The sequence below is a fragment of the Nocardia sp. NPDC059240 genome (assembly GCF_042753865.1).
Classification (GTDB): domain Bacteria; phylum Actinomycetota; class Actinomycetes; order Mycobacteriales; family Mycobacteriaceae; genus Nocardia.
This window is the reverse complement of sequence record NZ_JBHZAC010000002.1, coordinates 262,936-285,931: the sequence shown is the minus strand read 5'-3', so window position 1 is coordinate 285,931 and position 22,996 is coordinate 262,936. Positions and strand designations below refer to the sequence as shown.

Here is a 22,996-nt window from a genome sequence, read left to right as displayed (position 1 = left end):
ATGACTTCTACTGACAAGGTGCAGCCGCGTCTCAAGACGCGCTACCGCGCCGAGATCAAGCCGGCCCTGAACGAAGAGTTCAACTACGCCAACGTGATGCAGATCCCGGGCGTCGTGAAGGTCGTCGTGAACATGGGTGTCGGCGACGCCGCCCGTGACGCCAAGCTGATCAACGGTGCGGTCGCCGACCTCACCCTGATCACCGGCCAGAAGCCCGAGATCCGTAAGGCCACCAAGTCCATCGCGCAGTTCAAGCTGCGTGAGGGCATGCCGATCGGCGCGAAGGTCACCCTGCGCGGCGACCGCATGTGGGAGTTCCTGGATCGTCTGATCTCCATCGCGCTGCCGCGTATCCGCGACTTCCGCGGTCTGTCGCCGAAGCAGTTCGACGGCAACGGCAACTACACCTTCGGTCTCTCCGAGCAGTCCATGTTCCACGAGATCGACGTCGACCGGATCGACCGTCCGCGTGGTATGGACATCACCGTGGTCACCACGGCCACCAACAACGAAGAAGGCCGCGCGCTGCTCAAGCACCTCGGCTTCCCGTTCAAGGAGAACTGATCCATGGCTAAGAAGGCTCTGATCAACAAGGCCAACGCCAAGCCGAAGTTCGCGGTGCGTGCCTACACCCGCTGCCAGCGCTGCGGCCGCCCGCACGCCGTCTACCGCAAGTTCGGCCTGTGCCGTGTCTGCCTGCGCGAGATGGCCCACCGCGGCGAACTCCCGGGCGTCCACAAGTCGTCCTGGTGACCCCACGGTCCTAGCGACCGCGTAACACCAAACCCGAAGGCCCCCACCGAGATCCGTCCCGGTGGGGGCCTTCGGCGTTTCCGGGAAGTCAGCGGATCTGACTCCACATCCACCAGTTGATGTAGAGGCGGTCGAAGGTGTCGCCGGAGGCTTCGAGCAGGACGGTTTGCTTGCGGAGTTCCAGGCCCGGGTGGGCGGCCAGGCCGTAGGGGGTCGACGGTCCGCTCGGACGGAGCAATGCCATTGTGCTGCTGGGTGTTTCGTGAGTGCGGTCGCGTACCCAGTGCGCGTCGAGGTAGCGCTTCAGATCTGCGGGATCAGCGAATTCGGTGAACCAGGTCGACACTTCTCCGTCATCGACGCAGGTCAGCTGGCGGACCGGCACTGGATCACCTGGCTGAACCAGGATGCTACCCACGGTCGTACAACGTGCATTCGCGAAGCCTTTCTCGTCGGGCCGCAACGGCGTCACCGGATAGAAGGTCACCGCGAGGTTCCAGTGGTCGCCCCACGACGGGCGCTCCGCAACCGGTTCGTGGTGATGGGCGCGAACGAAATTCCGGTAGAGACCGACCACGCCGATCCCCGCCATGGCCACCGTCGCCACCACCACGGACACGATCAGCAGGATCAGTCGACTGGTCCTCATGCCGGGGCGAACCTGTCCCCGTTGACGACCAACTGGGACTGGGGAGTCAGGGAAGCGTTGTTGCGCAACTGGATCGGCATGGAATCGCCGCGCCAGTCGACCTTCTGGACTGGGACATGGTCCTTGAAGAAGAGGTAGAAACCCTCGGGGACCGGTTCCTTCACTCTGGGCAGGCCGTCCCAGCAATATCCGGGTGTCTGCGTGAATCCGTTCAGGTCCGCTGTCTGGGTGTTCGAACGCACCTGTGCCATGAGATCCCAGCCATCGGACCACCCGGCCGCGCGAGTGAGTTCCTCCATCCGGACAGACTGCTTGTCGTGGAGTGCAGCCCGCATGGTCGTGCTCAGCGCGAGACCGGGGCCGAGCGGCTCGGTCAATACATTGAGATCGAACTGTCCGGCACAGTTCTGTCGGCTCGAATCGTTCGATACGAGTGAGCATGCGCCGAGGATCGGGAGCATGAGTGAGATCAGGGCGAGGCGAATGGCTTTCGTCATCTCAGAACTTTCCGGTGGGCATGGGAATGTCCGCCCCCGCGATGATGGCGGTATCCGTCACCGGGATATCGCTCTTCGCGAGCTGGGGTACGCCACCCTCCACGGTGGGCTTGGCGATCACGACCATCTCGCCGCGGTCGATCGATTCGATGATCCTTGCCTTCAGTTCGTCGGGGGAGGCGTCAGGGTGCTGGCCCGCGATCGTGCGACCGCGTTCGTTGTTGAAGAGGTCCATCGCCTCACGGGCAGGTGGATTGCCCGCGGACTTCTCGTGCGCCGTCGCGTATTTCTTGGTCCAGTCCTCGCCGAACTCCTGGGTCATCCGAGCATTCCAATACGTGTGGCGCAACGCGTCCGCTTGACCGTCGGCAGCCGAATCCTCATTCATCTGCGTGTACTTGTTCGCGTTCGGATCCTTTCCGCCGCCCAGGGCTTCGGCTTCGTTCTTGATGTTGAAGAACTTCAGTGCGTTCGCCGGATTCCCACCGTTGAGCGGGTTGGCGAGTTCATCCAGCGCGTCGGCTTCCTCGCTGGTCATCTCGATGGGTTCCAGGTCCGGATACTTCAGCCGGAGGAGGTTCAGCAGGGTATTGCCAGGCCAGAGGTTGGTGCCGGATTTCGAGTCGTCCGTCTGATAGTCCTTCAGAATCCGGGCCAGGTCCGCGTCGGCGGGAATCTCGATCACCGCGTTCTTCACCGAGTCGGTCAGTGTCTCGAGGCAGCGCGCCACGGCCTGCGCGGCGAGTTTGTCGATTTCTTTGATGTCGTAGAACGCCTGGGTTAGGTCACCGCTCAACTGCATCTGCGCCGCCGCCTTCAGCGCGACCGCCGCCGCACCGTACGGCGAGGTGCTCGTCGCGGTCGCCCAGTTGGATTTGCGCGAGTACACGTCACCGGTGGTGTCCTTGTAGGCGAGATCCCACTTCGACTCCTCGACCTCCCGCACCACCGTCCGCAAGGTCGAGATCTTCACCGCGAGCGCGTGATTCGCGTCGTCGATCACACTGGCTATGGCTTGATACGAGTCGGCGGTCGTGGTCGCATCGGATTTGTGCTTGGTGGATGCCCCGCGAGCTTCCTGCCCGGCCTGGTCCCCGAAGTAGTCGCCCGACTGCTGCACCTTGGCGTCAGCATTGACGGCTTCCTGATCGAGAGTGGTCGAGGCTTGCCGCACTTTGGCGACCACCAGGCTCAGCGCCGACAGATCCCACGCCAGTACTTCCGAGATCTTCAGCTTCTGGTCGCTCATTTGATCGCCTTGAATCCGTCGGCGTTGATCTCTTCCGTCCGGTCGATCGCGTTGGCCGCGTTGTCGGTAAGGTCGGCGAACTCGCGAAGTCGTTTGGCGTGCAAGGCCAGCACCCGATCCATCGCCTTTAGTGATTCCTCGGTTCGGGTCGCCAGATCGCAGTGCGGCATCTTGTTTCGCGCCGATTCGCGATCGTTGACGGCGACGCCGGACCGGCCTTCCGACCCGGCCTCCGCGAGCTTGGCGATGGCCCCTTCGGCGGTGCGCTGCTCGGTGGCGAGCTGCCGCATCTTCGCGGTATCGAATTCCATGCCTAGATCCCGAACGTAATGCGATGCGGCACGGGCTCTTCCCACTCGGGCTCGGGCGTGGGCCGCGCTGCGGTCACGAGAGCCGTCGCCCGTCGCTCGTTCTCCTCGAGTTGCGTGTGGACACGACCGGCCTCGGCCTCGGCGCGCTGCCTCGCTGTCCGATGGCACTGCACGATGACGCCGGCAAGCCGCTCCGCGTCCGCACTCATGGCATAGGGCGAAATCCGCAGATCCGTGATCGCCCCATACGCATCGGACTCCACGACAACCAGCCCCTCCGACGCCTGTGCCCGCCCCCGAACCCGAAGGATCGCTTCGTCGGCCAGCTTGATCTTCTCCGCCAACAGCTCACCGTCGTCCAACGGGATCCCCTCATCACCAGTTGCGCACGCCCACAGCTATTTGCGGACAAAACGGACATTACTGAAGCGGCAAGCGCCCGGCAACCAGACCCGCCCGGCCGCCAAAGTCCCGCGCAGTTCAAGGCTGGATCTGGGAGGGCTTCGAGATGTGTTGGGCGATAGCGGTTTCAGCGCTGCTGTGTGGACCAAAGGGGCTGATACCGCCCATGCCTCAGCTCGCCCGGCTGGCTCGCCGACCTGGTATTCCGAGGCGGCGGAAGACGAGACGAGACCTGACCGTCCCCTCCTCAGACGCGGCCAGGGCATCGCTCGAATCGATCCTGTCAATGTCCACCGCACCCGATCAAGATCTGGGACTCCCCCAACCTGGTGGTAGCGTCGGTCGCTCTTCGGGTCGGGAGTCGAACTCCCACTGGTGCAAAGGGTCACAGATGCAGGTCGGCGATGCAGCCGAAGTCGAGATACCGACGCTCGCCGCGTTCCTGAAGCAGCTGCGCCTGCGCCGCGGGTGGACGCAGCGCGTGCTGGCGCAGCAGGTGTACCTGGGGATCGGCACCGTGCAGAAGCTCGAGCAGGGCGACAAGGTCGGGGTCGGCGACCGCGCACTGACCGTGCTCGCCGACGCGATCTGCGATGACGAGCACGAGCGGGCGCATCTGCGGGCCCTGGCCGGTCGCCCCGATCTGACGCTCGGCGAGGCCGCCACCGCCGCGGATATCGAGCGGCTGCTCGACCAGCTCGCCGCGATTCCCGCGGCGTGGCTGGTGGATTGGCGGATCGTCGTCGCGAACGCGACCTACCGCCGCCTGTGGACGGGCCTGCCCGAGGCCGAGTCCATCGCGCACTGGATGTTCACCGACCCGCGCGCCCAGCACGTGCTACCGGAATGGCGCTACGAGGCCGAGGTCGTCGTCGGCCTGCTGCGTCACTACTGGGCGGCCGAGGGCGGCGACGGTGTCACCGGAGCCATGGTGCGCGAACTGGCCACCGCCAGTGCCGAATTCCGTGAGTTCTGGGATTCGGGGGTGGTCTACGTTCGCCGCCCCGAGGGCCCACGCTACGTCCGCTCGGGGGACACCGGCGCCGTCATTCCGATCCGCGAGTCCCTGATCCCCGCAGCGGCGGGCTGGCTGGTCATCGGCCTGTGACCTGGCCCTCGATTTGGTCGCTGATCAGGGATTGTCTACCATGACCGCTCGTCTGAAACGGTTGGTAGCGGGAGTCCGGATCCGGTGGGCGGTACCGGCATCGCCTTCTGCTTGGTTGCCGACAAACCGCACTGAACTCGTCCGATTGGTCCGTATCGCGTTCACAGGCTAGCGTTTCGCCGGAAAAGTCGGTTTCTAAGCGGGGGAGGGACTCGAATTGCGCTGGTTAGTGGCGGTTTCGGCCTTGATGTTGGCTTTGTTCACGAGCGGATGCGGGCTGATCAACGGCTCGTCGAACGCCGTGCAAGCGGCCGACTGCTTGAAGAAGTCGGGGGATGACGGCTTCGACAAGGTGTCGTGTTCGTCGTCGGAGGCCGGGTTCGTGGTGCTGGATCGGGCCGGGAGCGGGAACGCGCACGAGCGGTGTGTGGACGTGGCGGGGACCGAGTACGTCTACACCGACAGCGGCAAGGGATCGATCTGTGTGGGGATCAAGGGGGTTGATCCCGCGCATGCGGCGAATGCCGCGCAGAAGGGCGATTGCCTGACCGACACCAAGGGCAACAATCCACTGAAGGCGGACTGCGGTGACAGCACGGCCGTCTACCGGGTGCTGGATCGACTCGACACGACCGAGTTCATGCCGGATGCGGCCTGCAAGAAGGTCGCGGGCACCCAAACCACCTACAGCTACCTGCTCAAGGCCAAGAAGGGCATGGGCGCCTTCGGCACCGGCATCGTATTCTGCCTGATCGCAAAGGGTTCCGACCCCACCCTCACCATCGACAACGCCAAGATCGGCGACTGCCTCAAGAAGTCCGGCGCCGACGACGTCGAGATCACCTCATGCTCCAGCTCCGACGCCGAGTACAAGATCCTCAGCTCCCAACTCGACACGTCCCTATGCGACAACGTCTCCGGCTCCATAGCCACCTACTCCTACCAACAACCCGGCGAAATCATGCCCAAGGCCTTCTGCCTAGGCCGCGCCCACTGACCTCCGGCTGCGGCGTGTCATAGGGTTCGGGCGTGAGTGTCGAGGGGGGTGCCCGGCGGTTCGGGTATTGGGTGGCGCGGGTTCAGGATGGGCTGCTGGTGTCGGCGGCGGGGACGTATGGCGTTGTCCTTGTCGTGATGGCGGTGCGGAGTGGGGAGCACTTCTTCGGTCATCTGCCGCTGGTCTGGCTGGCCAAGATGATTCCGATTGTGGTGCTGGGCATGTGGGGTGTGGTGTATGCCGCGCGGCAGTCCTGGCGGCGGGCGCGGGTGGTGGCGGTGCTCGGGCTGCTGGTGCTGTTGGCGCTCGCGGTCGTGCCGACCGTGATCATCCAGTCGCGGTTCGGGTCGGCGAATTTCACCGGCTACCTGCCGTTTCCGACGTCGATCGGGTATCTGCTCGCGCGGTTCGCCATCACGCAGCTGGCGTTGGTCGCGCTGCTGCAGATCGTGCCGACGGTGTCGATCCTCAGGCGAGGGGAGCCCGGCATCGATGGGCCCGGCCGGGTCGGGGCGTGGCTGCGCACGTCCGGGGTGGCCGTGCTCGCCGCCGGAATGGTGGCGGCCGTGACCGCGGTGTCGGCGGGTTCGTTGCATGCCTTGGATGTGAACGACACTGCCGCGGTGTCGAATCCGCCGATCAACCGGCTGCCGATGCTCGATCTGTCCCGGACCTTCATGCCACCCATCGATCGGGTGGGCAAGCTCGGGTCCGCGCCGGCCGGGCCCTGGGCCATCGTCACCGAGCCCTGGCTCGGCTGGGTGGTGGGGATCGATCCGCGATCCGGGAAGTCCCGCTGGGAGGTTCGCCGTGCGGGCTGGGAGCCGAGGCTGCACGACTCCAACGGTGTCGGCGATCAATTCGTGAATGTCGCCTGGTATTCCGAGCAGCCGACGCTGGTCATCGACACCGATACCGGTGTGGCCCGGCCCTTCCGAGTCGATCAACGCGACTGGGCGGAGTATCCCCCCGATCGGCGGAACGTTCGCGTCGATCCCCGCACGGGCCGCACGATGTGGACCTTCGACCCCACCACGATCGGGTGCGCGGCGAGAGCCGCACGGGACTACTCGATGCACGGCGGCGGCGTGGTGCTGTACGAGTGCCGGCAATCATCCCCGGCCTCGACCGACCCCCATACCGATCAGACGGTCGCCGCGCTGGATGCCGATACCGGTCAGCTGCTGTGGAAGCGGTCCGATCTCATGGGATTCGCCATGACGGCCTTCGACAAGGTCGCCGGACTCGAAACCGGCGACGGCTGCGAGACGGTCGACGCGCGGACCGGCGCGACACTCGGCCATTTCCCCCGAATGTGTACTCCCGCATCACTTCTCCGCGACGGCCATATCATCGACAGCCCGTCGGAGACCCCGGAGCTCGGTTTGCTCAGCGGAGATTTCCAATTCCTGGCACCCGACGCGAAACCGCTGTGGTCTGCGCAGATCCCCGACGGCCTGCGGGCCTGCGACTGGGCGAGCACCGGAAACCAACTGCTGATGGCATGGCGGCGAGATGACCACAGCGACTGCGGCGACGGCCTCCGATACGAATTCGGGAGACCTGAGTCGGGCTGGGTGGTCGCCTTCGATCTCACCGACGGTCACCGCACGGTGGTGGCCGGCCCCGGACCGCTCCCGGACGGCGAAAACCCCATCCTCACCATGGATGTCGCCGTCAGCTCCCTCGGCGGAACCCTGCTCACACCCCAATCCTGGGGCGTCGCGATCCCCGGCCGTAACGGCACCTTCGCCATCATCCCGGCGAGGTAGGGATTCGCCTCACGAGCAGGCGGTGACGGCCGCGTCCTTGGCGGCGAAGTAGCGGTCCTGGGCGGGGTCGAAGTCGGCGTCGTTGCTGGTGCCCAGGCCGAGTCTGGTCATTTGGCCGCCGAAAGCCGTTGCGGCTTTGGAGTATTCGGTGAGGGCGGCGGCGAAGTCGGCCGGGGTGGGGTTTTTGGCGAGGGCGTCGGAGACCTCGCTGCCCGCGCTGTTGAGGGCGTTGGCGGCGTCGGTGACGGCGGTGCGGGCGGCGGTGATGTCGTGGTCGTCGATGCGCTGGTTGGCGGTGTGGATCTTGCCCGCGACATCGAGGGCGTCGGCGACGAAGATGCCGCAGACGGCGTTCTGGTGGGCGATCAGGGCGGCGGAGGTGGCGGCCGCGGCCGAACTGGAGGCGGCGGCGACCGAGGACCGGTAGGTGGTCACCTCGGCTTGATTGGCGACGGCCGTGCCGTCGATGGTGCTGGCGCAGGCCACGATGGTGAGTGCGGTGGCCGCGGCGGCCAGCGCGGAGATCATTCCGGCGACTCGACGATTCACGCTTGCCCCTTTACCTGTAGCTCTCGCGGATGGCATCAGGCAGGAATGGTGAAAAGATCTTGTTCGCACGATACCGAACCCCGGCGGCACTGTGACCCAGGCCTCGATTTGGTCGCTGATCAGGGGTTGTCTACACTAGACCGGTTGCCCGGGCACAGCTCTGTCTTGTTCCGGGCGCAAGCGCTAACTCCGGTCGGGCATTCCCGGCTGGAACCGCCCCGAATTGTCGTAGGCCCACGACCGCCGATCACTGACGGTGCTGAATGGGAACCGCGGCGAGAAAGGTAACGGTCAAACATGACCATGACTGATCCGATCGCAGACTTCTTGACCCGTCTGCGCAACGCCAACTCGGCGTACCACGATCAGGTGAAGGCACCGCACTCGAAGATCAAGGTGAACATCGCCGAGATCCTCAAGCGCGAGGGCTACATCTCCGACTTCCGCATCGAAGATGCCACCGTCGGCAAGAACCTGATCGTCGACCTGAAGTACGGCCCTTCCCGTGAGCGCTCCCTGCAGGGCGTGCGTCGCGTGTCGAAGCCGGGCCTCCGGGTTTACGCGAAGTCCACCAACCTGCCCAAGGTGCTCGGCGGCCTCGGCGTGGCGATCATCTCCACGTCCTCGGGTCTTCTCACTGACCGTCAGGCCAAGCAGCAGGGCGTGGGCGGCGAAGTCCTCGCCTACGTCTGGTAAGGGAGGTAGGAACAATGTCGCGTATCGGTAAGAAGCCGATCCCGGTTCCCGCCGGCGTCGAGGTGAGCATCGACGGCCAGAACGTGTCGGTCAAGGGTTCCAAGGGCACCCTGTCCCACGTTGTCGCCGAGCCGATCACCGTCGTCAAGGCGGAGTCCGGTGAACTCGAGGTCGTTCGTCCGAACGACGAGCGTCAGAACCGCGCTCTGCACGGCCTGACCCGCACCCTGATCAGCAACATGATCGAGGGCGTGACCAAGGGCTACGAGAAGAAGATGGAAATCTTCGGCGTCGGTTACCGCGTCGCTGCCAAGGGCTCGAACCTCGAGTTCGCCCTGGGCTACAGCCACCCGGTTCCGGTCGACGCCCCCGAGGGCATCACCTTCGCGGTGGAGTCCCCGACCAAGTTCTCGGTGTCGGGTATCGACAAGCAGAAGGTCGGCCAGATCGCCGCGGTGATCCACGGCCTGCGTAAGCCCGACCCGTACAAGGGCAAGGGCATCCGCTACGCCGGCGAGGTCGTTCGCCGCAAGGTCGGAAAGACGGGTAAGTAAGCCATGGCACAAACCGAAAAGCAGAAGCTCGCCCGCAAGCCGGTCGGTAAGGACGTCTCGACCGCGCGTCGTCTGTCGAAGACGCGTCGTCACTTCCGTCTGCGCAAGAAGGTCGTCGGCACCACCGAGCGTCCGCGCCTGGTGGTCAACCGCTCCTCGCGTCACCTGCACGCCCAGCTGATCGACGATTCCGTCGGCAAGACCATTGCCGCCGCGTCGACCATCGAGGCCGATGTGCGTGCCGCCGAGGGCGACAAGTCCGCCAAGAGCGCCAAGGTCGGCGAGCTCATCGCCGCCCGCGCCAAGGCTGCCGGCGTCGAGGCGGTCGTGTTCGACCGTGGTGGTCACGACTACCACGGCCGTATCGCGGCCCTCGCCGACGCCGCCCGTGAAGGTGGGCTGAAGTTCTGATGATCAACTCTGCGAACGAAGGGAACGTCTGATGCCGGGACGTCAGCGGCGTGACGGCGGAAACAACGGTCCCGCCGGACAGAACAACAACGGTGGTAACGACCGCGATCAGCGTGGTGGCGGCCGTGGCCGTCGCGACGACAATCGTCGGGACAATGCCGCCGAGAAGAACCAGCTCGAGCGCGTCGTCGCGATCAACCGCGTCTCCAAGGTCGTGAAGGGTGGTCGTCGCTTCAGCTTCACCGCCCTCGTGATCGTCGGTGACGGCAACGGTCTCGTCGGCGTCGGCTACGGCAAGGCCAAGGAAGTTCCCGCGGCCATCCAGAAGGGCGTCGAAGAGGCTCGCAAGAACTTCTTCCGCGTTCCGATGATCGGCTCCACGGTCACCCACCCGGTTCAGGGTGAGGCGGCTGCCGGTGTCGTCATGCTGCGTCCGGCTTCGCCGGGTACCGGTGTGATCGCCGGTGGCGCGTGCCGTGCCGTGCTCGAATGTGCCGGTATCCATGATGTTCTGGCGAAGTCGCTCGGTAGCGACAACGCCATCAACGTTGTGCATGCCACCGTTGCTGCCCTGAAGATGCTGCAGCGTCCCGAAGAGGTTGCCGCGCGTCGCGGTCTGCCGATCGAGGATGTGGCTCCGGCGGGCATGCTGCGTGCGCGTGCAGGACAGGGAGCGCACTGACATGGCACAGCTCAAAGTGACCCAGATCAAGTCCAGCATCGGCGCCAAGTCGAATCAGCGGGATTCCCTGCGCACCCTCGGGCTGCGCAAGATCCGCCAGACCGTGCTGCGCGAGGACAATGCGCAGAACCGCGGCCTGATCAACGTCGTGCGCCACCTCGTTGTTGTTGAGGAGGTTTCCGCATGACCATCAAGTTGCATCACCTGCGTCCTGCCGCTGGTTCCAAGACCGAGAAGACCCGTGTGGGTCGCGGTGAAGGTTCCAAGGGTAAGACCGCGGGCCGCGGTACCAAGGGTACGAAGGCTCGCAAGAACGTCCCGGTCCGCTTCGAGGGCGGTCAGATGCCGATTCACATGCGTCTGCCCAAGCTCAAGGGCTTCACCAACCCGTTCCGCACCGAGTACCAGGTCGTGAACGTCGGTGACATCGCTCGGGTGTTCCCCGAGGGCGGCACCATCGGCAAGACCGAGCTGGTTGCCAAGGGTCTCGTTCGCAAGAACGAGCTCGTGAAGGTGCTCGGCGAGGGCGATATCGCTGTCGCCGTGCAGGTTTCGGCCGACAAGTTCTCCGGCTCCGCGTCGGAGAAGATCGTCGCCGCCGGTGGTAGCACCACCGTTCTGGCCGGACGGTAACCTGAAATAGCAATGGCACCGGGCGAGTCGCGAGCTCGCCCGGTGTCGCTGTTAGAGTTCAAGTGTTGTCTGCCAACACCGTCATGGTTCTCGGCTCATTGTGGCTAACCCAGCCCCATCGCTGATTCCGTGTCCTGACCCATGTCGTTAGCCAGGAGGATCTGTGCTTTCCGCCTTCGTGTCGGCTTTCCGGACCCCGGACTTACGGCGGAAGATTCTCTTCACGCTGGGACTGATCGCGCTCTACCGGCTCGGTGCGTCGCTGCCCTCGCCGGGCGTCAGTTACAAGAACGTTCAAGATTGCATCAATCTTGTCAACGGCGGTGATTCCGCCGGTATCTACCAGCTCATCAACCTGTTCTCCGGTGGTGCGCTGCTTCAACTTTCGGTGTTCGCGATCGGCATCATGCCGTACATCACGGCGAGCATCATTATTCAGCTGCTGACTGTCGTCATCCCGCGGTTCGAGGAACTGCGCAAGGAAGGCCAGTCGGGTCAGAACAAGATGACCCAGTACACGCGGTATCTCTCGATCGCGCTGGCGGTGCTGCAGTCGACCGGTCTGGTCGCGCTCGCCTCCCGTGGTCAGCTGCTGCAGGGCTGCCACAAGCCCATTCTGGATGACACCTCGATCTTCGGCATGATCATCATCGTGCTGGTCATGACCGCGGGCGCGGCCCTGGTCATGTGGTTCGGCGAGCAGATCACCGAGCGCGGCATCGGCAACGGTATGTCGCTGCTGATCTTCGCGGGTATCGCGGCGCGTATGCCGTCGCAGGGCAAGCAGATCTACGACAGCCGTGGCTTGATGACCACCATTCTGGTCGGTGTCGCCGCGCTGGTCGTGATCGTCGGCGTCATCTTCGTCGAGCAGGGCCAGCGCCGGATTCCGGTGCAGTACGCCAAGCGTGTGGTGGGTCGCAAGATGTACGGCGGTTCCTCGACCTATCTGCCGTTGAAGGTCAACCAGGCGGGTGTCATCCCGGTGATCTTCGCGTCCTCGCTGCTGTATCTGCCGAACCTGTTGGCGCAGTTGACGCACAAGAGCTCGGGCAACCCCGCCAAGTGGCAGGAGTTGATCCAGAAGTATCTGGTCAACCCGACGAACCCGGTCTACGTCGCCATCTACTTCGCGCTGATCGTGTTCTTCACCTACTTCTATGTCGCGATCACCTTCAATCCGGAGGAGCGCGCGGACGAGATGAAGAAGTTCGGCGGCTTCATCCCGGGGTATCGCCCGGGTCGGCCGACCGCCGACTACCTCAACTACGTCCTGAGCCGGATCACCCTGCCCGGCTCCATCTACCTCGGTGCGGTCGCGGTACTGCCGAACCTGTTGCTGGGCATCGGGTCCGGCGGCGGCGGAATGTCGAACCTGCCGTTCGGTGGTACCTCCGTGCTGATCATTGTGAGCGTCGGCCTCGATACCGTGAAACAGATCGAGAGCCAGTTGATGAACCGTAACTACGAAGGGTTCCTGAAGTGAGACTCGTACTGCTCGGACCGCCCGGCGCCGGTAAAGGCACCCAGGCCGAACTGTTGTCCGAAAAGCTCGGTGTTCCGCACATCTCCACCGGGAACCTCTTCCGCACCAACATCGCGGAGCAGACCGCGCTGGGCCGCGAGGCGCAGCAGTACCTGGACGCCGGCAACCTGGTGCCCTCGGACGTGACCAACCGCATGGTCGAGGCGCGCATCGGTGAGCCCGACGCTGTCAACGGCTTCATCCTGGACGGCTACCCGCGCACCGTGGATCAGGCCGAGGCGCTGGAGAAGATGCTGAAGGAGTCGGGCAAGGTCCTCGACGCCGTGCTGTCCTTCGTGGTCGACGAGGACGTGGTGGTCGATCGCATGCTGGCCCGTGGCCGCGGCGACGACACCGAAGAGGTCATCCGCAATCGCATGCGCGTCTACCGCGAGGAGACCGAGCCGCTGCTCGAGCACTACGACGGTCAGGTTGTCTCCGTCGAGGGCGTCGGCGAGATCGACGAGGTCAACACGCGGGCGCTGAAGGCGCTGGGGCGCTGAATGGTCTTCGGCCGTAAGAGCAAGAAGGTGGTGCCCTTCCGCACCGCCGGTGAACTGGACGCCATGGCGGCGGCCGGCGCTATCGTCGGTCGTGCGCTCGTGGCTGTGCGGGCTGCCGCCAAGCCCGGGGTCTCCACCCTGGAATTGGACGAAGTGGCCGAGTCGGTGATTCGGGAGGCCGGGGCGAAGCCGTCCTTCCTGGGTTACCACGGCTTTCCGGGTTCGATCTGCTCGTCGGTGAACGACCGTGTGGTGCACGGCATCCCGTCCAAGGACGATGTCCTGGTCGAGGGTGACCTGGTCTCCATCGACTGTGGCGCCATTCTCGATGGCTGGCACGGTGATTCGGCGTGGACGTTCGGCGTCGGCAACATCATCGAGGCGGACCGCCTGCTGTCGGAGGCGACGCGGCTGTCCATGGAGGCGGGTATCGCCGCCATGCTCCCCGGTAACCGGCTCACCGACGTCTCGCACGCCATCGAGCAGGGCACCTACGCCGCGGAGAAGCTGCACGGCCGCAAGTACGGCATCGTCTCCGGTTACGGCGGTCACGCGATCGGCCGTGAGATGCACATGGATCCGTTCCTGCCCAACGAGGGCGCACCCGGTAAGGGCGCGCAGCTGGTGGTCGGTTCGGTGCTGGCGATCGAGCCGATGCTCACCCTGGGCACCACGGAAACCCATGAGCTGGACGACAATTGGACCGTCGTCACCGACGACGGCACCCGTGCCGCGCATTGGGAGCACACGGTCGCGGTCACCGAGGACGGCCCGCGCATCCTGACGCTGCGCCCGGAGTAGCCTCCGCGCAACGCTTTTCGCACCCGCTCCAGCCTGGCTGGGGCGGGTGCGGTCGTTTTGCCCCGACGGCTCGGTTGGCGTGGTACCGGGGGTGCCCGATACGGTGGGCCGCGAGCGGGATGGAGTTGGAGGGGACCGTGGCCGATCGTGATGCTGGTGCGTATTCGAACGCTCCCTCGGAATCGCGGGTGGAGGATCGATTCCGGGTCACCGGTTCGTCGGGGGATGTCTACGATGTCGCCGGCGCCGCGGTCAGTGTCGGCTACGGCCGCGCGTGGCTGCACGAATGCCGGGATCAGGGTGGCCGGGAGCGGTTGTACCGGGCCTACACCCTGCCGCTGACCGACCCCGACGAGCAGGATCGGGTGGGGAAGGTGGCGGCCACCGGGCGCGGGATCGTGCTGGGCGCGGAAGCGCGTTCGGACAGTTCGGCGGTGACGATCAGCTGGCCGATCGATGCGGTGTGGCGCGACGGCGCGCTCGCCGGGGTGATCCTGCCCGCCGTGCCGGGCGAATACCTGCGGCCTGACCGTGTTCCGCGGACGCTCGATCAGCTGTACGGCCCGGAACAGCCGTTCGGGGCGGAATACCGTGTGGCGGCGGCGATCCAGTTCTGTGAGCTGTTCGAGGCGTTGGAGCGCAACGACCTGGTGCACGGTGATATCGCGCCGCACAATCTGCTGTGGTCCGGATCGAGTGCGTATCTGCTGGGCGGCGAAGGTTTGCGCTCGGCGCACGCGCTGCCGGTCCCGCAGCCGATCGCCGAGGGGTGGCGGGATCCGCGGGTGCTCTTCGACGGCATCCCCGGCCATGACCGCTACAGCGACCGGTTCGATGTCGCGCTGCTGGTGTACCGCTGCCTGCTGCTGGATACGGAGCTGCCCGCGATCCGCGACGGAAGATGGTGCAAGCCTGCCGAATTGCCGTCCCTGGACCCGCCGCTGCGCGCGCTTTTCGACCGGGCCTTCGATGACGCGTCGGCGACCGCGCAGCGCCCGACGGCGGGGGAGTGGCGGGCCGCGTTGCTCGCGGCGTTCCGCGAACCGGATGGGATCACCCCGCGCCGGGACGCACTGTCCACGCTGGGAGTGCGAGCCCAGCCCACCGCCGGGCCCGAGTGGGAGCATCTGGTGGAGGCATCCGCAGTGCCGCCTGCGGACACCCCGACGCCCACAACGGGTTTCGTCGCCTCCGGGCCGAGTGCGCTGCAGCCGCAGCCGATCTCGGGTGTGCGGGTCGCGGGAATCGCGGCCGCGGCGATCGGCGCGGTCCTCCTCGTGGTGCTGGGTGTCCGTGCCACGCAGAGTTCCGATCACAGCAGCGCGAATTCGACCTCCACGTACACGCCGTACACCTACAACACCACCGCGTACTCCTACACCCCGCCGACCTCCACCACGCCCCCGTTCAACTCGAACACCCTCGATGCGGCGGGTACCGACAAGACTCCGTTCCTCCCGAGCGCGCTACTGCCGCAATCCTTCCGGGACACCAAGAACATCCAGTACACGTTGCGCTCCAGCGGCGTCATGGACTGCATCACCCCCGACATGTCGGCGAACGTGAAATCCATTCTGCGCAGCTACAACTGCACCCAGCAGGTAGCGGGCTCCTACGTCGACGACTCCAACCAGATCCTCGTATCGATCGACGTCCTGGCCTTCGCCACCACCGCCGACGCGAACCGGATGTACCAGGCGATGATGGACCAAACTCAGGACTGGTCGATCTGGTGCCCGCACGACGGTGTCGGCGCCGACGTGTGCAACAAGAACCCCGGCCGCGCCCGCCGCAGCGAATACGGCTCCCAACAGCACCGCTACGTCTACCAATCGACCGCCCTGTACATGAACCTGTCCCGCGACCCGGTCGTCGACGAGTGGATAGATCCCCCCGCCAAAGCCGCCGTCCAAAAGGCCGGCCCGGACAATTACTGGCACAAATGACAATCGACTCAGCTGCCGCCTCCGGCGCTTCGGGTATCACCGCGGGTATCGCCCCTGCCGCGCCAGGTGCACGGATAGCCGTGATCGATTTCGCCCCCGGGCTGCCTGACGGCTGCTTTGCTGATCACAGCGCCGGGCGGATCGATACAGGTGCTCGATTCCCGTAGCCTGCCACCGGTTTCGGCCGTCGATCTGACCGAAGCAGGGCTGTCGGCGGTGGTGTCGGCTGTGGTCGATGTCGTCGGCTCGATCGATATCGGCGGCAACCCGTTCACCCTCGCGATCGATTCGGTGGCCCGCACCGCCTACATCATCGGTGGCTACGTGGACGGGGCCAAGCATGACGCGGCGACCGCCCGCAGCGGTGTTGTCATGGTGGATCTGGACTCGGCAAAGATGACCACCTCGACCCGCACGCGCAGTACGTGACCGGGCTCACCGCAGACCCCCGATCCCATACGCTCTACGCCTTCACCTCCGACTCGGTCCTGTTCATCCCGGCGGTGCAGTGATCCGGCTGGCGCCCTCCCGGGCCTGCGGTTACGGTAGGCCGCGAACAGGGGCGATCTAGGAGTGGGTGTGGCCGGTCTGGGTGCCGACGTGGGCAATGACCCGGAGTTGATGCGACGGATCGGGCAGACGGCGGGGGAGTGTGAGCTCGGGGCGCACCGGAATTTTCACCTGGCTCGCAAGATCGGTATGCGGCTGGATCTGTACGAGCACGGCGCGGTGGTGGTGCTGGCCGGGCAGCAGATTCGGGTGGTGCGCAACGATATTGCCAAGGTGACGCAGAAGATCGTGCGGCACAGCAGGAATGGCACGCATACCGGGACCACGCATCACTACCGGGTGACGGATGTCCGCGGCGCGGAGATGCTGCTCACCGAGGCGCTGTGCTGCCCGGAGGAGTGGGGTCCGCAGCTGGTGGAGGGGATCGCGTCGCGGCAGGCGGCGGGTGCGCTCGAAACCCTGCGCGGCGGTGGCACATTGGAGTTCGGGCCGTGGTGGCTGACCGCCACCCAGGCGGGGACCGGCAAGAAAACCTTTGCGCTGCAGGAGCTTCGCGGTTTCCGGGTGAAGGCCGGTCAGGCGATCATCGAGGCGGGCGAGGACACCCGCATCACCGACAGCATCGACAAGTTCCCCAATTTCCTGCTGTTCCAATTCCTGGTGCACCAGCTGGTCCCGGATATTCCGGAGTCGGCGGGCAAGGTCTTCGGCCGCCGGTTGGCGGTGCGCGCCTGGAACACCGCCTTCGCGGTGGTCGCCGTGATCGCGTTCGTCATCGCCTGCGTGAGCAGTTGGCCGGTGGATCGAACCGAACTGTGCGACAAGTACTCCGCGGTGCAGCAGGCGGGTGTCGAGCTCACCGATCCGGTGAAGAACCTGCGCGACGCCGCCCACAACTACCGCGGCGACCAGCAGTCCGCGGTCCGCGCCGACGGCGACAAACTCGGCAAATTCACCGGTTCCGGCTTCCACTGGGTCAAGAAGGAAGAACTCGACGACGCCACCCTGTCGATCCGCGGCGTCTGCAACGCCAACATCTTCACGGCCCGAAAGTGATGCCATGAACCGCGACATCCGCAGCCTGATCACCGCCGCATTCACCCTGACCCTGGGCATCCTGGCGCTGATCCTGACCACCAGCGTGTGGTTGCCGATCCTGATCCTGGTCCTGGGCGGCATCGGCCTGCTGGCCGCCGCCCTCACCCCGGCCCGCGAATCCTGATCGGTCGGGCGTGGCGCTGGGCGACCGAGGCCGGGTCTGGTTCGATGAGGACATGACCGACAAGGTTGTTCTCATCACGGGTACTTCCACGGGGATCGGGCTGGCGGTCGCGGCCGCCGCGATGCGGGCCGGCTATCGGACCGTGGCGACATTGCGCAGCATGGACAAGGCCGGTCCGGTCCGGGAAACCGGCGCGGACGTGCGGCAATTGGATGTGACCGACCCGAACTCGGTCGCCGACTGCCTGGCCGGCGTGGCCGCCGATTACGGCCGGCTGGACGCCCTGGTCAACAATGCCGGGGTCTCGGTGCTGGGCACCGTGGAACACCTGCCGATGGCCGATATCCGCCGCGCCATGGAGGTCAACTTCTTCGGCGTGGTCGAAACGACGAAGGCCGCCATGCCGCTGCTGCGCGCCTCGAAGGGCCGCGTGGTGACGGTGACCAGCGTCGGCGGCGCGGTCGGCCAGCCTTTCAACGAGGCGTACTGTGCCGCTAAGTTCGCCGTCGAGGGTTTCATGCAGAGCCTCGAACCGGTGGCCGCCACGGTCGGCGTCGGCGTGAGCGTCATCGAACCCGGCGCGGTCATAACGGAATTCGTCAACAACGCCCGCGTCGATATCCCCACCGCGATCAGCGCCGCCGGTCCGTACGCGCCCGCGTTGGAGGCCTACATCAACCGCACCCGAGGCGCCTACAGCACCGCCCAAACCGCCGACCAGGTGGCCGAGGTAGTCCTCTCCGCCCTCACCGCCTACCCCATCGTATTCCGCTGGCAGACCTCCGATTTCGCCCGAGCCTTCGTCGCCGACAGCCTCTCCGACCTCGACGGCTCCATCGTCGCGGGCTTGACCTCGAAGTGGGTCCGCTGACCCCGCTCAGCCCTCGAGCATGAGCGTCACGGGCCCGTCGTTGACCAACTCGACGTGCATGTGCGCCCCGAACCGTCCGGTGGCCACGGTCGCCCCGAGTTCACGCAGGGTGTCGGCGAAAGTGTCGACCAGGGGTTCGGCGACCGAGCCGGGAGCGGCGGCATTCCATGAGGGTCGGCGGCCCTTGGCGGTGTCGGCGTAGAGGGTGAACTGGCTGATCACCAGGATCGGTGCGCCCAGATCGGCGGCGGATCGTTCGCCGTCGAGAATGCGCAGCCGGAACACCTTGTCGGCCAGCGCCTTCGCGTTCGCCTCCGTGTCGGTGTGGGTAGCACCGACCAGTGCCACCAAACCGTGGGGCGCCCCGTGCGCGCCGGGATCGATTCGCCCGACGACCTCGCCGCCCACACTCACCTGCGCCGACGTGACCCGCTGCACCAGTACCCGCATGACGACCGATCCTTCCAGGTGACCGCCCGGCGTCGGCACGGCAACCCCGCAAGGTCCGGGCCTGCCCCGAATTTCCTTGTGCGCCACCGAGAGTTCACAGCAGTAGGCTGTGCTGGCACAAACAGCTGAGAACTGGGCGGAGCGACGGAACTAACCGATGGCACCTGATAACAACACAACGCCCCCGGTATGGGGTTCGACCTTGACACCGCTGATCAGCGGGCACACGCTGCAGTTCGACCCCTCTGCTGCACAGACCGGCATGAATGCCGCCGGGGATATGGCGCGGGCGATGCGGGGTTTCAAGGACGCGGTTACCACCCAGGGTCTCAATTCGTTGCCGCAGATCGGGAATCAGCCGTCGGGGCTGGCGCTCGCAGCGGCATTGAGTCGGCGTGGCAACGAACTGATGAACGCGTTCGACGGCCATGCCAAGATGCTCGAGGCCATGGTGGAGACGTTCCGGGCGGCGGGTCAGGCGTACCAGTACACGGACGGTCTCTCCGCCGAGCAGATCGAGAAGTCCGCCGTTACCGTCGGCAAGCTGGGTGACTACAAGATCCCCGACGGTTCGGCGAGTGCCGGTCTCCCGGACCCGAGTTCGCGCAGCATGGGTTTGCTCGGTGCGGACGGGCTGTCGGCGGGCAAGTCCACCAAGCACGACTTTCCGAAGGATCTGCAGGACTACAAGGGCGCGAAGGAGTCCATTTACATCGAGTGGGAGAGCGGTCAGAACAAGAGCTGGGATTGGTTGATCGCCTTCCGGAATTCGATGAACTCCGACCCCTACTACTTCGCCGGCCAGGACTGGAAGGCGCTGGCCGACAAGGTCAATGCGGATGTCGCCAACTTCGGAACCCAGATCGAGGGGCTGAGCAACAGCTGGCACGGAGTCGGCGCCGACGCGGCCAGGCAGGCCGTCCGTGACTATGCCAACAACACCAAGCCGCTCATCGACACCATGCACGCGATGAACTCTCTGCTCGACTACACCTCCCGCTGGGTCCAGTACTGCTACGAGCAACTGCCCTGGAAGAAGGAGAACGACTCGTGGTGTCAGGACGCGCTCGGCGACTACCGCAAGCGCTTCGACGACTGCTACGTCAAGAACGGAAAGCAGACCCAGGGCATCCTGCCGATCGTTCCGGGCGCCCCGGTGGATAAGACGCCTGCGGTAACTCCCGGGCCGACCCCGACGCCCACCCCCACGCCGACGCCCACGCCGACGCCCACGCCCACGCCCACCCCCACGCCGACGCCTACCCCCACGCCGACGCCGACTCCGACGCCCACCCCCACACCGACGCCCACACCGACCCCGACTCCGACGCCGTCAGGTCCTGGTGGACCGAGTGCCAGTGGCGGTGCGCAAGGTTCGCCCAAGGCGCCGGTGATCCCGCCGGTGGACGACAAGCAGACGCCCACCGGGACCACCCCTCCGGGAACCAATCCCGCGGGCACCAATCCGGCTGGCAACAACCCCTCAACGCCGGTCCCGTCCGGCACCGGGTCGCCGACTCCCACTTCGACCGGGTCGCAGACCGGCAGCACGACAGGCGGTTCCGACAGCTCCGGCATGTCCCAGATCGCGAGCGTGCTGAGTTCACTGGCGGGCGTGGCCTCCACCGGTATCCAGTCGCTGTCGAGTGTGCTGCCCACCGTGTTGCAGGAGCTGCAATCCCTGAGTAGCACCGAAACCACGCAGCTGGCACAGGCATTGGGGGTGCCGGAGGACAAGCTTGCTACCGCGTTCACCACGATCGAGAAGTCGCCGGACAAGCTCTCGCAGTTGTCGCAGCTGCTCGGCCTGTCCGCCGGAACCGATACGCAGCCGGTTGCGCCGGCGGCCGCGCCTGTCAACCCGGTAGCCACGGTCGCGTCCGGCGCGGCCCCGACCCCTTCGGGTGCGTCGCTGCCGGGACAGCCGACGGCGCCGTCGTTCACGAATCTGTTCCGTAGTGGACTGGCCGATCTGCCCGCAGAGCCGGTGGTTGCCACCCCGGACGGTGCCATGGTTGCCGGAGTTACAGGCACAGCGACGGCGGGCGCCGAGCTGCCGGTCGACTTCGTGACCGATCTGGTGGGTACCGTCGCGCACTCGCAGGCCGTACTGGGGGCGGTCGCGGACTCGATCGAGCCTCTCGCGCAGGCGGTTCCGGTGGTGGAGCAGTGAACTGGGAGCTCACCGACGACGAGTTCAAGGTGCTGTGCAATCGGTACCTGGATGGGTGGTTGCCGGCTCCCCTCACCTACACCAGTCGTATTCCTACCCTCGACGCCTACGAGCGCGAACTCGACCGGGTGGAGGCCGGGCTGCGTGATCGTCTCGACGGCGGCCTGAACCTACCCTTCGAGACCCTGGCCAATCCGGAGGTGCTGGTCGTTTCGGGCACGTGGTGCGACAGCGATCTCGACAATCAGGACAAGCAGATTCGTATTCACGCGGCCCTGCGCGGCTGGCACGCGGTGATGATCGTCCAGCACCCGGGAGAAACCGCGCTGCACAGTGCGGGATACACGCTCATCGAATGCGACCCGGATGCGTTGTCCACGTTGATGGTCGAGCGCCTGCCGGTCACAGAGGCCGCGGGTGGACCGCCCTTGCCCATGGTATTCGAAGCCCTGGAGCAGGACCCCTACGAGTCCCGTCAAGGCTTGGCCTTCGATTCCTTCGACGACACCGCCGAGGCCAGCAGTCTGGCGTTCTGGAACAAGGCCGCCGAGCGCACCGGTTTCCTCCGTGTGGTGCAGGGACGTTCCATCTATGGCCCGCGTGGACGGCTGATGACGACCGCGATCTGGCGCGACGTGCCGGGGGAAGGCCGCTACCTGGTCGAGGTCGACGAACCGGAGATCCGTGCGATGGGTGCGGATTCGTCGATGTTGATCCACAGCATCGACCGCCGCGTGGCTCTGGTACTCGACCACATGGCGGAGCGCGGGGAGCTGCGGGTGTGATCGTGACGGAGGCGGTCGATCAGCCCGGCTGATCTACCGCCCCGCCCGAATCAGCACTCTCCGTTAATATTCCGGCTACTGAGTAGTTGCCCGGGGCTGCCAAGGTCAACAGCATGAGTGGCGGTCGGCTGGAGTCCTACCATGATTTGCTGGTCACGGCGTCGCGCAAGACGGGCGAGGTCCGGGACGGGATCCAGGGCGTGGTAGACCAATTCACGTCCGCCGCCGATGCGCTCGGGGAGCCGTGGGGCAACGACAGTCTCGGTAAGCAGTTCGCCGATGGCGAGCAGGGCTATCTGGCCAGCCGGAAGAACATTGTCGAGGGCGCCACGAATATGGCGGGGACCTTCGGGAATTTCTCGAAGGGGCAGCAGGATTCGGCGGCGCAGCTCGAGCAGATGGAGCGCGATAATGCCGACGGGTTCAAGGGCCAGCCGCAGCAATGAGCAATGAGCAGGCCAAGGACGATCTCGCGGCCATCCTCGACGGCTTCGCCGACCAGATGCGCACCATCACCCGGTTGCAGCGTGAGCGTGCGGCGCTGACCGCGTCCGCGACCGTGCGCGGCAGGCGGGTTACCGTCACCGTGAACGCGGACGGCACCGTCATCGAGACCCGATTCGGTTCCGGCATCGAGGATCTCGACTATCCGGAGATCGCGAAGGCGATGACCGAGGCGGCCCAGCAGGCGTCCGCCGAGGTGGCGCGGCTCGGTCGCGAACTCATGGCCCCGGTGTCGCAGAATCGCAACCGGCTGCCCAAGCTGGCCGATCTGGTTCCCGGAATGCCGGATCTCAGCAAGGAATTGACGATTCCGGAACCGCCGGTGGTGTCGACCGCACCGCCGAAGTCGCCGGAGCGCCTGGGTGGATTCCAGGAGTCGATTCCCGACGCCGAGCAGCCGCGGCGAGGCGGAGCCACCGATTCCGGATGGTGATGCGAATCCG

General features: G+C 65.7%; 30 protein-coding genes. 23 read left to right on the top strand and 7 right to left on the bottom strand.

All coding sequences use genetic code 11. From position 1 onward, the window contains the following. Together rplE and ACFXHA_RS07170 are read left to right on the top strand one after the other, a co-directional pair. On the top strand, positions 1–564 hold the full coding sequence (gene rplE, locus ACFXHA_RS07175; protein ID WP_379353919.1) for a 50S ribosomal protein L5: 564 nt from the start codon (positions 1–3) through the stop codon (positions 562–564). A 3-nt stretch (positions 565–567) separates the two neighbouring features. Beyond that, a complete protein-coding gene (locus tag ACFXHA_RS07170) occupies positions 568–753 on the top strand; it encodes a type Z 30S ribosomal protein S14 (RefSeq protein ID WP_029923637.1) in 186 nt (61 codons plus the stop codon). 88 nt (positions 754–841) lie between these two features. Here ACFXHA_RS07170 and ACFXHA_RS07165 read toward each other — a convergent pair whose 3' ends face one another. The 5 genes from ACFXHA_RS07165 to ACFXHA_RS07145 are packed head-to-tail and all read right to left on the bottom strand — an operon-like array spanning position 842 to position 3,821. Beyond that, on the bottom strand, positions 842–1,402 hold the full coding sequence (locus ACFXHA_RS07165) for a hypothetical protein (protein ID WP_379353917.1): 561 nt from the start codon (positions 1,400–1,402) through the stop codon (positions 842–844). Continuing rightward, positions 1,399–1,899: a hypothetical protein gene (locus ACFXHA_RS07160; protein WP_379353915.1), complete on the bottom strand. Its 501-nt coding sequence runs from the start codon at positions 1,897–1,899 to the stop codon at positions 1,399–1,401. Before ACFXHA_RS07160 ends, ACFXHA_RS07165 begins: the two co-directional genes overlap by 4 nt. Position 1,900: 1 nt before the next feature. Next, complete coding sequence (locus tag ACFXHA_RS07155; RefSeq protein WP_379353913.1) at positions 1,901–3,148, bottom strand: DUF6973 domain-containing protein; 1,248 nt, start codon at positions 3,146–3,148, stop codon at positions 1,901–1,903. Further along, on the bottom strand, positions 3,145–3,459 hold the full coding sequence (locus ACFXHA_RS07150) for a hypothetical protein (RefSeq protein ID WP_379353911.1): 315 nt from the start codon (positions 3,457–3,459) through the stop codon (positions 3,145–3,147). The genes ACFXHA_RS07155 and ACFXHA_RS07150 overlap by 4 nt, the downstream gene beginning before the upstream one ends. A 2-nt stretch (positions 3,460–3,461) precedes the next feature. Next, positions 3,462–3,821, bottom strand: a complete 360-nt coding sequence (locus ACFXHA_RS07145) for a YbaB/EbfC family nucleoid-associated protein (protein WP_379353909.1) — start codon at positions 3,819–3,821, stop codon at positions 3,462–3,464. Between the two features lie 431 nt (positions 3,822–4,252). Between ACFXHA_RS07145 and ACFXHA_RS07140 the strand changes: the two genes are divergently transcribed. The 3 genes from ACFXHA_RS07140 to ACFXHA_RS07130 all read left to right on the top strand — a co-directional run bounded on the left by ACFXHA_RS07140 (position 4,253) and on the right by ACFXHA_RS07130 (position 7,738). Further along, on the top strand, positions 4,253–4,969 hold the full coding sequence (locus ACFXHA_RS07140; RefSeq protein ID WP_379353907.1) for a helix-turn-helix transcriptional regulator: 717 nt from the start codon (positions 4,253–4,255) through the stop codon (positions 4,967–4,969). 247 nt (positions 4,970–5,216) lie between these two features. Then, entirely contained in the window at positions 5,217–5,966 is a 750-nt protein-coding gene (locus tag ACFXHA_RS07135; protein ID WP_379353905.1) for a hypothetical protein, read from the top strand. A 32-nt stretch (positions 5,967–5,998) separates the two neighbouring features. Beyond that, positions 5,999–7,738, top strand: coding sequence for a hypothetical protein (locus ACFXHA_RS07130; RefSeq protein ID WP_379353903.1), 1,740 nt, complete (start codon positions 5,999–6,001; stop codon positions 7,736–7,738). 9 nt (positions 7,739–7,747) lie between these two features. On the opposite strand, the gene ACFXHA_RS07125 is transcribed toward ACFXHA_RS07130, so the two are convergent. Next, complete coding sequence (locus tag ACFXHA_RS07125) at positions 7,748–8,287, bottom strand: hypothetical protein (RefSeq protein WP_379353901.1); 540 nt, start codon at positions 8,285–8,287, stop codon at positions 7,748–7,750. A gap of 297 nt (positions 8,288–8,584) precedes the next feature. On the opposite strand from ACFXHA_RS07125, the gene rpsH reads away from it, so the two are divergent. From rpsH to ACFXHA_RS07055, 14 genes are all read left to right on the top strand, one after another. Beyond that, complete coding sequence (rpsH, locus tag ACFXHA_RS07120; protein ID WP_379353899.1) at positions 8,585–8,983, top strand: 30S ribosomal protein S8; 399 nt, start codon at positions 8,585–8,587, stop codon at positions 8,981–8,983. A gap of 14 nt (positions 8,984–8,997) precedes the next feature. After that, a complete protein-coding gene (rplF, locus tag ACFXHA_RS07115; RefSeq protein ID WP_379353897.1) occupies positions 8,998–9,537 on the top strand; it encodes a 50S ribosomal protein L6 in 540 nt (179 codons plus the stop codon). A gap of 3 nt (positions 9,538–9,540) precedes the next feature. Further along, positions 9,541–9,948 (top strand): 50S ribosomal protein L18, encoded by a 408-nt coding sequence (rplR, locus tag ACFXHA_RS07110; protein WP_379353895.1) that lies wholly within the window; start codon positions 9,541–9,543, stop codon positions 9,946–9,948. Positions 9,949–9,979: 31 nt separating this feature from the next. Further along, positions 9,980–10,630 carry a 30S ribosomal protein S5 gene (rpsE, locus tag ACFXHA_RS07105; RefSeq protein ID WP_379353893.1) on the top strand — a complete coding sequence of 217 codons (651 nt, stop codon included), beginning with the start codon at positions 9,980–9,982 and terminating at the stop codon, positions 10,628–10,630. Position 10,631: 1 nt separating this feature from the next. Then, positions 10,632–10,817 (top strand): 50S ribosomal protein L30, encoded by a 186-nt coding sequence (gene rpmD, locus ACFXHA_RS07100; protein ID WP_379353891.1) that lies wholly within the window; start codon positions 10,632–10,634, stop codon positions 10,815–10,817. After that, a complete protein-coding gene (gene rplO, locus ACFXHA_RS07095; protein ID WP_379353889.1) occupies positions 10,814–11,263 on the top strand; it encodes a 50S ribosomal protein L15 in 450 nt (149 codons plus the stop codon). Before rpmD ends, rplO begins: the two co-directional genes overlap by 4 nt. Before the next feature lie 163 nt (positions 11,264–11,426). Beyond that, positions 11,427–12,749, top strand: coding sequence for a preprotein translocase subunit SecY (secY, locus tag ACFXHA_RS07090; protein WP_379353887.1), 1,323 nt, complete (start codon positions 11,427–11,429; stop codon positions 12,747–12,749). Beyond that, on the top strand, positions 12,746–13,291 hold the full coding sequence (locus tag ACFXHA_RS07085; RefSeq protein ID WP_379353885.1) for an adenylate kinase: 546 nt from the start codon (positions 12,746–12,748) through the stop codon (positions 13,289–13,291). Before secY ends, ACFXHA_RS07085 begins: the two co-directional genes overlap by 4 nt. Continuing rightward, positions 13,292–14,092 (top strand): type I methionyl aminopeptidase, encoded by an 801-nt coding sequence (map, locus tag ACFXHA_RS07080; protein ID WP_379353883.1) that lies wholly within the window; start codon positions 13,292–13,294, stop codon positions 14,090–14,092. Between the two features lie 188 nt (positions 14,093–14,280). Next, positions 14,281–16,038, top strand: a complete 1,758-nt coding sequence (locus ACFXHA_RS07075) for a hypothetical protein (RefSeq protein ID WP_379353881.1) — start codon at positions 14,281–14,283, stop codon at positions 16,036–16,038. A gap of 150 nt (positions 16,039–16,188) precedes the next feature. Further along, positions 16,189–16,467: a hypothetical protein gene (locus ACFXHA_RS07070; RefSeq protein ID WP_379353879.1), complete on the top strand. Its 279-nt coding sequence runs from the start codon at positions 16,189–16,191 to the stop codon at positions 16,465–16,467. Between the two features lie 150 nt (positions 16,468–16,617). Then, the gene (locus tag ACFXHA_RS07065) at positions 16,618–17,604 is read left to right on the top strand and encodes a DUF6585 family protein (protein ID WP_379353878.1); all 987 of its coding nucleotides are present in this window, start codon (positions 16,618–16,620) and stop codon (positions 17,602–17,604) included. Between the two features lie 4 nt (positions 17,605–17,608). Continuing rightward, positions 17,609–17,770: a hypothetical protein gene (locus ACFXHA_RS07060; protein WP_379353876.1), complete on the top strand. Its 162-nt coding sequence runs from the start codon at positions 17,609–17,611 to the stop codon at positions 17,768–17,770. Between the two features lie 52 nt (positions 17,771–17,822). Continuing rightward, positions 17,823–18,641 (top strand): SDR family NAD(P)-dependent oxidoreductase, encoded by an 819-nt coding sequence (locus ACFXHA_RS07055; protein WP_379353874.1) that lies wholly within the window; start codon positions 17,823–17,825, stop codon positions 18,639–18,641. Positions 18,642–18,647: 6 nt separating this feature from the next. Here the strand turns inward: ACFXHA_RS07055 and dtd are convergent, their stop codons facing one another. Beyond that, the gene (dtd, locus tag ACFXHA_RS07050; RefSeq protein WP_379353872.1) at positions 18,648–19,091 is read right to left on the bottom strand and encodes a D-aminoacyl-tRNA deacylase; all 444 of its coding nucleotides are present in this window, start codon (positions 19,089–19,091) and stop codon (positions 18,648–18,650) included. A gap of 202 nt (positions 19,092–19,293) precedes the next feature. Here dtd and ACFXHA_RS07045 point away from each other — a divergent pair, with 202 nt between their 5' ends. The 4 genes from ACFXHA_RS07045 to ACFXHA_RS07030 all read left to right on the top strand — a co-directional run bounded on the left by ACFXHA_RS07045 (position 19,294) and on the right by ACFXHA_RS07030 (position 22,986). Continuing rightward, positions 19,294–21,264, top strand: a complete 1,971-nt coding sequence (locus ACFXHA_RS07045) for a WXG100 family type VII secretion target (RefSeq protein ID WP_379353870.1) — start codon at positions 19,294–19,296, stop codon at positions 21,262–21,264. Next, positions 21,261–22,049: an ESX secretion-associated protein EspG gene (locus ACFXHA_RS07040; protein WP_379353868.1), complete on the top strand. Its 789-nt coding sequence runs from the start codon at positions 21,261–21,263 to the stop codon at positions 22,047–22,049. The genes ACFXHA_RS07045 and ACFXHA_RS07040 overlap by 4 nt, the downstream gene beginning before the upstream one ends. Positions 22,050–22,162: 113 nt before the next feature. Continuing rightward, positions 22,163–22,495 carry a hypothetical protein gene (locus ACFXHA_RS07035; protein WP_379353866.1) on the top strand — a complete coding sequence of 111 codons (333 nt, stop codon included), beginning with the start codon at positions 22,163–22,165 and terminating at the stop codon, positions 22,493–22,495. Then, on the top strand, positions 22,492–22,986 hold the full coding sequence (locus ACFXHA_RS07030; protein WP_379353865.1) for a YbaB/EbfC family nucleoid-associated protein: 495 nt from the start codon (positions 22,492–22,494) through the stop codon (positions 22,984–22,986). The genes ACFXHA_RS07035 and ACFXHA_RS07030 overlap by 4 nt, the downstream gene beginning before the upstream one ends. Positions 22,987–22,996: the final 10 nt, after the last annotated feature.

Coding starts and splice junctions, on each gene's coding strand:
- rplE (WP_379353919.1), top strand. CDS start 1: ATGACTTCTACTGACAAGGTGCAGCCGCGTCTCAAGACGCGCTACCGC.
- ACFXHA_RS07170 (WP_029923637.1), top strand. CDS start 568: ATGGCTAAGAAGGCTCTGATCAACAAGGCCAACGCCAAGCCGAAGTTC.
- ACFXHA_RS07165 (WP_379353917.1), bottom strand. CDS start 1,402: ATGAGGACCAGTCGACTGATCCTGCTGATCGTGTCCGTGGTGGTGGCG.
- ACFXHA_RS07160 (WP_379353915.1), bottom strand. CDS start 1,899: ATGACGAAAGCCATTCGCCTCGCCCTGATCTCACTCATGCTCCCGATC.
- ACFXHA_RS07155 (WP_379353913.1), bottom strand. CDS start 3,148: ATGAGCGACCAGAAGCTGAAGATCTCGGAAGTACTGGCGTGGGATCTG.
- ACFXHA_RS07150 (WP_379353911.1), bottom strand. CDS start 3,459: ATGGAATTCGATACCGCGAAGATGCGGCAGCTCGCCACCGAGCAGCGC.
- ACFXHA_RS07140 (WP_379353907.1), top strand. CDS start 4,253: ATGCAGGTCGGCGATGCAGCCGAAGTCGAGATACCGACGCTCGCCGCG.
- ACFXHA_RS07135 (WP_379353905.1), top strand. CDS start 5,217: ATGTTGGCTTTGTTCACGAGCGGATGCGGGCTGATCAACGGCTCGTCG.
- rpsH (WP_379353899.1), top strand. CDS start 8,585: ATGACCATGACTGATCCGATCGCAGACTTCTTGACCCGTCTGCGCAAC.
- rplF (WP_379353897.1), top strand. CDS start 8,998: ATGTCGCGTATCGGTAAGAAGCCGATCCCGGTTCCCGCCGGCGTCGAG.
- rplR (WP_379353895.1), top strand. CDS start 9,541: ATGGCACAAACCGAAAAGCAGAAGCTCGCCCGCAAGCCGGTCGGTAAG.
- rpsE (WP_379353893.1), top strand. CDS start 9,980: ATGCCGGGACGTCAGCGGCGTGACGGCGGAAACAACGGTCCCGCCGGA.
- rpmD (WP_379353891.1), top strand. CDS start 10,632: ATGGCACAGCTCAAAGTGACCCAGATCAAGTCCAGCATCGGCGCCAAG.
- rplO (WP_379353889.1), top strand. CDS start 10,814: ATGACCATCAAGTTGCATCACCTGCGTCCTGCCGCTGGTTCCAAGACC.
- map (WP_379353883.1), top strand. CDS start 13,292: ATGGTCTTCGGCCGTAAGAGCAAGAAGGTGGTGCCCTTCCGCACCGCC.
- ACFXHA_RS07060 (WP_379353876.1), top strand. CDS start 17,609: ATGAACCGCGACATCCGCAGCCTGATCACCGCCGCATTCACCCTGACC.
- ACFXHA_RS07055 (WP_379353874.1), top strand. CDS start 17,823: ATGACCGACAAGGTTGTTCTCATCACGGGTACTTCCACGGGGATCGGG.
- dtd (WP_379353872.1), bottom strand. CDS start 19,091: ATGCGGGTACTGGTGCAGCGGGTCACGTCGGCGCAGGTGAGTGTGGGC.
- ACFXHA_RS07035 (WP_379353866.1), top strand. CDS start 22,163: ATGAGTGGCGGTCGGCTGGAGTCCTACCATGATTTGCTGGTCACGGCG.
- ACFXHA_RS07030 (WP_379353865.1), top strand. CDS start 22,492: ATGAGCAATGAGCAGGCCAAGGACGATCTCGCGGCCATCCTCGACGGC.